General features: G+C 56.5%; 5 protein-coding genes and 1 pseudogene. 4 read left to right on the top strand and 2 right to left on the bottom strand.

Going from position 1 to position 7,619, the window contains the following annotated elements; genetic code table 11:
* The first annotated feature begins 231 nt into the window (after positions 1–231).
* From EIP75_RS23530 to EIP75_RS23515, 4 genes are all read left to right on the top strand, one after another.
* A complete protein-coding gene (locus EIP75_RS23530) occupies positions 232–1,458 on the top strand; it encodes a hypothetical protein (protein ID WP_125245626.1) in 1,227 nt (408 codons plus the stop codon).
* A gap of 360 nt (positions 1,459–1,818) precedes the next feature.
* Positions 1,819–3,096, top strand: a complete 1,278-nt coding sequence (locus EIP75_RS23525) for a hypothetical protein (RefSeq protein ID WP_125245625.1) — start codon at positions 1,819–1,821, stop codon at positions 3,094–3,096.
* Position 3,097: 1 nt separating this feature from the next.
* Entirely contained in the window at positions 3,098–4,291 is a 1,194-nt protein-coding gene (locus EIP75_RS23520) for a hypothetical protein (protein WP_125245624.1), read from the top strand.
* A 59-nt stretch (positions 4,292–4,350) separates the two neighbouring features.
* On the top strand, positions 4,351–5,340 hold the full coding sequence (locus EIP75_RS23515; protein WP_125245623.1) for a DUF4238 domain-containing protein: 990 nt from the start codon (positions 4,351–4,353) through the stop codon (positions 5,338–5,340).
* 75 nt (positions 5,341–5,415) lie between these two features.
* Here EIP75_RS23515 and EIP75_RS23510 read toward each other — a convergent pair whose 3' ends face one another.
* Positions 5,416–7,113, bottom strand: coding sequence for a hypothetical protein (locus EIP75_RS23510; protein WP_125245622.1), 1,698 nt, complete (start codon positions 7,111–7,113; stop codon positions 5,416–5,418).
* 371 nt (positions 7,114–7,484) lie between these two features.
* A pseudogene (locus tag EIP75_RS23505) lies at positions 7,485–7,619 on the bottom strand (ATP-binding protein); the annotation flags it as partial.

The following is a 7,619-nucleotide window of genomic DNA, read 5'->3' as shown; positions in this document are numbered from 1 at the left end:
AATTTTGAATCGGCGCCAACATCCTAGCAGGATTACTAGGATGGTCCGCTCACCCAGCCCTGCATGAGCCAGTCTTTTTTCAGAGAGGAATGTGATTCATGTCGCTGCGGCTACTTCTCCAGTGCGGACGGATGGCGGGCGACTCCACCTTGGATAGCATACCCGATAACGTCGGAACAACAGTTCGTCGGGTGGGCAAGAAGGTACCGGCCTCATCACGATAATGCTGAGATGACCCTGCGCTCAGACCTAATACGCTTACTGAACCAGTCGCACAAAGAAACTTGGTCGACTTTTTCCAAAGTTCGTACCGATGCCTCCTTGTATGGCCTAAAGAAAGCCACCACTGACAAGTGGAAGACGCCCGGAGAGCCCGCCTTTGTCTCAAACCTTCTCGAGCATCCCATTGCGGACCGGCACCTTCGCCACATCATTGACAGACACCTGGGCCCACTAGGCTTGTCAAACGGTGCCCCTCTGGTGTCTGGCATCTTCATCCATCAAAAGCCGAAAATTAAGATGTACCGGCGCCCTGGTCACATCGAGTTGGGAGACCTTTTGATGGTGCGGCATCACTTCCAGACAGGAGTAGCGACGCCCCAAGGCCGAGCATTCCTGGTTCAAGCCAAGAGTTCGAGCAAGCCTGGAACGGGGTCACTCACCGGCAAGGAGGCGCAACAGTTTGACCTCTATTCGGACTGGACAACGCCATTCACCTTTCCGCACAAGGAAATCGGACCACCGCCCGACAAGTCGTCACGCTGGATTCTTTCCAAAGGTCCAGGTGCAGTCACACAGACGGGCTTCTATGGCATCGTCTCAAACGAATCTACGCCAGCGGGCTTCCCGGAAGCATGTGCCTGGGCGGCCGCGTTGGCCTCCCCAGCGCCCCCGCTTTCAACGCCATCGGTTACGGCATCAATGTCGCTGGCTGAACTCTACGAAGGCTTTCTCCTCGGCACACTAGGACGCCCCTGGGACATAGCCCCAGCCAACACAGACCACTGGTCTTCATTCGTAGCGGCATGCCTGGGCGCATCAGCGGGGTGGAAGCACTACCCAGTCAAGCGCTTGGGTCATACCGGTGCAACTGCCCTGCCCCGCCGACGCGACTTGCTCGCCTTCCTGAGTTTCATGAGTCTCTCTGAGGTCGACTACAACTTTGCCTACGCATCCCTAGTCAACCTCGACTTAGCCGAGCTGGCACGATTTATTAAGCCTCAAGCGCGTGAGTGGCTGGAAAGCCTCAAGCACTCTGAGAGTGATGGGGACGAGCCTCCTTCCGATATCGAGTATCAGGAGCCATGGCGTACGCCGCAAGGACCCTCCATCATCTACGTGGCAACGTTCGGCAACGCCCCCTTGGATGACGCGCCTTCAGGAGAAGCTCCGGAGACCCCAGACACGCCAGCTGCCGAGTCGCCACGACAGCATCCAGATTGGGGACAGTGGGGATGACCGGTAATCCAGAGGGGAAAACAACTCCAGCCCAGGAACAAGTGCCCAGCACAGCCCCCAGCATACATAGTCCAAGTTCGCACTTCGTCGGATACTTCCACTGCTAGGCGCTCAATGCCACATCTTTCGTTTCAGTGTTCTAGCAGTACACAGCCGCTCAATCACTGGTCTGCTGCGAGCGCCTAAATCCGTGTCCTGAGCAAACTTGGATATAGTGCACCTCCGGGTAGGTGAGGTCTCCAAGATGAGAAAATGCATCTGCTATCAGTGCACAAAATCCCATATCCACTCATTCCGACCCAGGGGTCGGCAACTGCCCGTCACTAGAACGCGGTAGACAGCAATCATTCAGGGGAATCTATGGCCGATGAAATGGACAGCGAAACCGTTGGCGCGTGGCTCTTGGCTCACTCAAAGAGCCTTGATGCCGTGACCGGCGCTGGACGGCTTGAGAACATTCAATACGCCGGCAAGACGGGGCGTCTGTACAACCTTCTCCGGCGTAATGTTCAAGGAGAATCCACTCCTACGATTGAAGCCAGTACGGTGACAAAAATATGCCAGATAAATGGCATTGACCGCTCGGCACGAGAATCTGGATTACAGCGACTGCAGAGCGAGGGGCGCATCGACCTAGCGAAGAATGGTGGGGTTGCCGTGCTAGGGGCAACTGCATCTGCAGTCCTAGAAACGACAGCAGCCATATTCGAATCCGTCAACCCAACCAACGATGAACGGGCGGTACTTCATCTATCCGAGAAGGTCGCCGAGCGGCCGGCGGCCAGGAACGAAATCGTTCAATACGTTTCAGGGAACTTTGGCATTACCACCCAAGGTGCCAGCGAGCTGATTGACATCTGCAAGTCGACGGCCATTCTCGACCAGGCCGAAGACCGAGGCCACGCAATCGTCTTCAACAACAACACGTTCCGCAGCGGTCAATATGCGACAAAGGCCTATTGGCTGATGGGCTCGCTCAACAACGCAGAGCAGAGCAAGTTGCAGGAGCTTAAAGCCCGAATAGCCGCCAAGGGCACCGTCCTGGACTCGGATGCGCATCAGATTCTCGGCACTGACCTCTACAAACGGCTCATTGGCGTTGGACTTTTCGACCGGCTGGAAGTGAGCAACAGCCATGAAGCAGTCGGATACCTGACATCTCCAGACGCCTTCCAGAAGTTCGGACGCCCGTTCGAGGATGACCCTGTCGATGACGCGAAGGCACTCCTTGCCTCATTGACCTACGGCATGACCAGGAGTTCTGACTCCCGCGGCCACATCAAGATGCCTCGTGCGCTGCTTCGCAACCTCATCGAGGGCTACGAGGTGGGTGGGCAATGGGGCGCAAGGGCTATCGGGGAAGACTACAAAGAGCTTGAACGCCGACAAGTGATTCAGGTCACAGAGAAGGCGGCGAATCGATACTCTATGCGCCTACTGAAGAAGGACGTGGGCGAATTGGCACTGACCATCATCAATGGAAACGTGCCAGCTTCTGAAGCAATTTTGATGGACGGGGCTGCGGCCAGTACATTCAAAGGTCCGGGCCAAACCCGCAAGGAAATCCGTGAAAAGCACACCGTCAACGATTCGAGATTCCTCGTCGACGCGCTCGACAGACTTCGCAGCGGAGGCTGACATGGCACCAACCAAAGGCCCGATGCTTGAAGAACTGGTGCGCGCCTACTTCGCGCGTCAAGGCTTCTACGTTCTGCGCTCTGTCCCCTTCCGATTCGAAGGTGAGGATGTCACTGATGTCGATGTCTGGCTCTATGGTCGACAGGCTGCGAGCTCTCGCATTCGCGGCATCGTGGATGTCAAGAACAAGCGCTCACCCAAGGCTTTCGAACGCGTCCTTTGGGTCAAAGGCTTGCAGGCAGTCATCAACTGTGACCGCGCCATCATCGCCACGACTGATACAAACTCGTCGCTGGTGAAGTTCGCGCAGGCTCAGAAGATTGCTGTGCTCTCCAAGAATTTCCTGGACCGCCTTGGCAAGAAGCTCGAAGTAGGGGAAAGGCTGACGCTTGAGCAGTTTTTAGAGTGCATACATGCCTATGCTGCGCAGAAGCAGGACGGGGACTGGATTTCCGTTGTCAGTGAAGCTAAGTCTGCTGTAGCAAGCGTTGGGGGCTTCCCGGCGTTCAACAAAGCGATGCTTGCCTTCAGATTCTTCGCCAGCCGAGCAGAGGTTCGCACTCAGCACCGTGACATCGCCGTGCGCTGTGCATTGCTGACAGCGGGGTTGGCCTGTATCGCGCTGGATTCGGCACTGGAGAAGTTCGTCTTTGAGGAGGGGGAGCGCCGATACGCCGGCATCGTTGAAGGCGTCACGTACGGAGATGGCGGCGACGGACGCATGAGGCAGAGCATCGATGTCGCACTTGCAGCCTTGGCTGAAGGCATGCAGAACGGCCGCGCCATAGCTGCGCAAGCGCGCGAGCAGCTTACCAAGCGTCTGGCAGGGGTTCGGGCGGACATCGTCGCAGAACATTTCGCCCGTGAGCACAACGCACAACATCTGTTTCCCGTAGCGAAGGAGTTTGACGACTACGCGCATGACGTAACGCCCCTGTCGAACCGGACGCTCTCAATCGAAGCAAGAGCAATACTTGGGGTCTTCGCCGACTTCTGCGGCGTTAGTCGCACGGTCCTACCCATTGCTGTGCAAGATGCCGGTGTTGGAACCCCTGCTGTGGCTCAGACAGAAGGCCCGGGGGCTGCTTCCGTTTCGCCAACTCTCCCCGCGGAAAGCGCCTTGGTTTCGGCTCAGCCGGCCGAGGGTGAATCCAACGAGGATGGTTTGCTGCCGAACCAACGACCGCTTATCTAAGCCAAGCGCCCTAGCTCTTCGTCGGAAAAGCGGTAGCCAACGTGCTACCGTTTTCTCCTATGCAGCAAACAAAGCGCCACCACTATGTCCCGAAAGCCTATCTAAAGGCTTTCTGTGACCCCACAGGCCGCCTGCTGGTCTACCGGAAGGACCAGCCTGGCAAGGTTCTGCCGATGACACCAGACGCGACGCAGTTTCGCAGGTACTACTACTCACAGCCCATGCCAAACGGTGGGCAAGACAACAACCAGCTCGAAGCCTTTTTCTCGTCGATTGAGGGGAAATGGCCACCTGTGGTCACGTCCCTTCGCAAGCGAGGAGAAGTGAGTGTTCAGCTCATGACGGACATCTTTGAGTTCATGGCGCTGCAGTTCGCGCGGGTACCCGCTCGCCGAGACTTGGTCGAAGCGTCCCTTGCACAGACCGTTAAGACACAGTTGAAGGCCTTAGACGCCAGGGGTGAACTCCCTCCACCCCCTTCTGAACTACCGAACATCCTCGAGGAGGTGGTAGTTGCCATTGACCCTCATCAGAGCATCCATGCCATGGCCACGGTGATGAGGGGAATGGGAGAACTGTTCAACCACATCGGACTCGTTGTCATCCACAACGGGACGCCCACCCCATTCCTGAGCAGCGACAACCCAGTCATCTGGTTTGACCCATCGTTGCCGTTCGACAAGCAACTACCTTACACCGTGAACCTCGACGGAGGGGATATTTGCTTCTTCTTCCCGGTTAGCCCGACGATGGCCATCTTGGGCACCCGCGAGCAATCCGCCTCGTACAGCCAGAACGGCCTCACACACCAGGAAGCACCGCACGAAGAGTGGGTGAAGGCGATGAATACGCAGATATCGCGATTTGCCTATGAGGCAGTCATAGCTTGCTCGCCAAGCCAAGAAGATGTAGTTCGCCAGTTCGCTGACGCGTCACCCGTTCTGGAGTCCACCACGATTCCAACTGCTAGCGGATTCATATCGGTCAGCCGTCAAGTCTTCGGCAAACGGACTACAAAACCAAAGTGGGAAGGTCTTGAAAACTCATGATGATGGGTCAAGCAAGGGCCGCCCGCATGGGTCATATCTAGCCCACCTAGACGCTTGTAGAAAAGGTTGATTCACCTAGTTAAATCCACCTTGCGTGGACGATGGAGGTTTAGCGGCTAAACCTGCGCCCGCCACGGAAGCCCCCAAGAAGCCAGAGTTCTCTTCTGATGTAGCAATCAACCTCTCGCCTATTGCCCTGAGCAACTGCTTTCGCATAGCTGGGTCGGCGGATTGAACAGCATGCGAGATACCGTCGGCAAGCACATCAACCATCTCTTGCTCGTCCTTCCGACAGTACGCGGCAACCAGGTCAAAGTCGTTCCGTGCTGGACTAAGCAAATCCTCCCCAAGGCTCACTCGAAGACCTGGGAGAGAGAGGTAGCTGCTCGTGTAGCCGTAGTCGACATCAGAGAACGCATAGTCGACTCGGACGCCCACAAGACCGGATTGGCCAGCTGCACCGTTCAGCCGCAAGAGGTCGCCAGGTTCCGGGGCATAGCAAATCATGTCTGACAGGACCTGCGCATCATCTTGGAACAAGTCCAGCTTCGCGACGGCCTCCCGCCATGCTGTATTCACAGAGTTCTTCAGGTTGAAGGGATGGTCGTTCTCCTTCCCAATCTTCGCAGCATGTCGAGCAAAGTCCTTTTCCGTGGGAGCGTGAACGCCCAGCATGGGCAAAACTCGTCGACCGAACGCATGACCATCAAATGCGTTCAGGTTCGACATGGAGAACTGTATGACTCCAATGCCAGGGTGGCGCTCGTCCCAAACTGGCTCATCCGACTCCAGCCGCGCCCCCCTGAAGCAAGACACCAGCAGTTGGTCCAACGGCGTGAACACCTCGTGAAAGTAGAAGGAGCCGATTACCAACGTCGTGCTGTTGGAAGCCTCTCGCTCCGGCTCTGGCTCATCCCCTTCGAATAGGTCTGCATCCTGCTGAAGAATCGCAAAGACCTGCGGGCCAGGCGTCCTATCGGAAACGTCAAACCTCTTCAGGAAGAGCGAAAGCACTGCCCCCATGGGCTGGTACTCAGGCCTGTTGTACGCCTCCCAGTCCGCCCCCTTCGCTACAGCGTCCGCCAGGACCTTGTCCAACTTCTTGGGCACCTGTTGAGCGGCCTTCTCGTTGTTCCAGAACTGACGTTTGCTCAACGTTGCGACTTCTCGAGCCACACGCCACATCGCATTGCGTACTTGGCCAATCGAGAAATGGTTTCGCAGCGCGCTTCGGACAATGCTCTCTACAGTTGCCTGCTCCTCAGCTTGCATGCGCATGCCGTGCTGCTCAAGCTGTTCTCGAAGGTACTCCAAGCAGCTCTCTGTCGCGCAGGCGACCCAAAGCAGCATCGCTTGCTGCACATCGCTTATGTGCTGATTTTCAGCAATGCCTATTGCGTGAGAGAAGGAACCCGTTGCGTGTGGAAGCATCCTGAAAGCCGAGTGCTCATGGCTGAACAGAAGCTCGCTGCTATCCCCCAGGAAGAATCCCGACACTGGGTAGACAACATATGGCTGAGCATGGAGATTCTTTATCAAGAACTCCCGCTCATTCCTGGATTCACAGCACGGGTCGTCTCCGCCGTAGGTGAACTTGAAGTCACCTCCTTGTGCAAGCGCCTGACCACTCCAATCATTGATAGCCTCGAGCAAAAGAAGCTTGTCCGCTGACACACGACTGTAGTCAAGCGTACGACCTTGCCCCTGCCTATCCACGTATTCCTGGCTAAGCTGCTTGAGGCGAACCTGGCTTTGAGATTTCGACGACTTCATAGCCGCAATTTCAACACAGGCTTATCCATGCCTTCGCAGAATTAGCAGCTAACTCAACTTCGACTGTGGACGGTCTCGCCTGTTTTCAGTCCTCTTCGGGACATGACAGGGCACTGAAGGGTAGAGTCGGAAAGCGCTTGCGTACGGCCGCCCCTGTGTGATGACGAATGACCTCGCGGGTCACTCGCTGTCCGCGCCGATCCAAATCTGAGCCACTGTGCCGATCCAATATTGAGCCAGGGCTGTTAGCCGACCAAAGGATGGTCAACTGTGGATAAGTGTAGAGTCGTGCCTCGTTTTGAATCCTCCGGTCGCCATGGTTAAACACGAAGGGGGAAGCCGCGCAGCGCCTTCCCCCTTTGCTTTGAATGTCAGGCCTTGACCTCTGCAGCTGCCTGCATCCGAGACTGCTCTCGTGCCTTGATGCGCTTCTTGGCGGTGCTGGAGCTGTGCAGGAAGCGATGCGACTCGTTGCCCGTCTCCAGGATGTGGCAGTGGTGCGTGAG

It is taken from the genome of Aquabacterium soli (assembly GCF_003933735.1).
In the GTDB taxonomy this organism is placed as follows: Bacteria; Pseudomonadota; Gammaproteobacteria; order Burkholderiales; family Burkholderiaceae_C; genus Aquabacterium; species Aquabacterium soli.
This window is presented reverse-complemented; position numbering and strand designations above follow the sequence as displayed.

Excerpts from the sequence above, each read along its gene's own strand:
- EIP75_RS23530 (WP_125245626.1), top strand. The coding sequence starts at position 232 with ATGACCCTGCGCTCAGACCTAATACGCTTACTGAACCAGTCGCACAAA.
- EIP75_RS23525 (WP_125245625.1), top strand. The coding sequence starts at position 1,819 with ATGGCCGATGAAATGGACAGCGAAACCGTTGGCGCGTGGCTCTTGGCT.
- EIP75_RS23520 (WP_125245624.1), top strand. The coding sequence starts at position 3,098 with ATGGCACCAACCAAAGGCCCGATGCTTGAAGAACTGGTGCGCGCCTAC.
- EIP75_RS23515 (WP_125245623.1), top strand. The coding sequence starts at position 4,351 with ATGCAGCAAACAAAGCGCCACCACTATGTCCCGAAAGCCTATCTAAAG.
- EIP75_RS23510 (WP_125245622.1), bottom strand. The coding sequence starts at position 7,113 with ATGAAGTCGTCGAAATCTCAAAGCCAGGTTCGCCTCAAGCAGCTTAGC.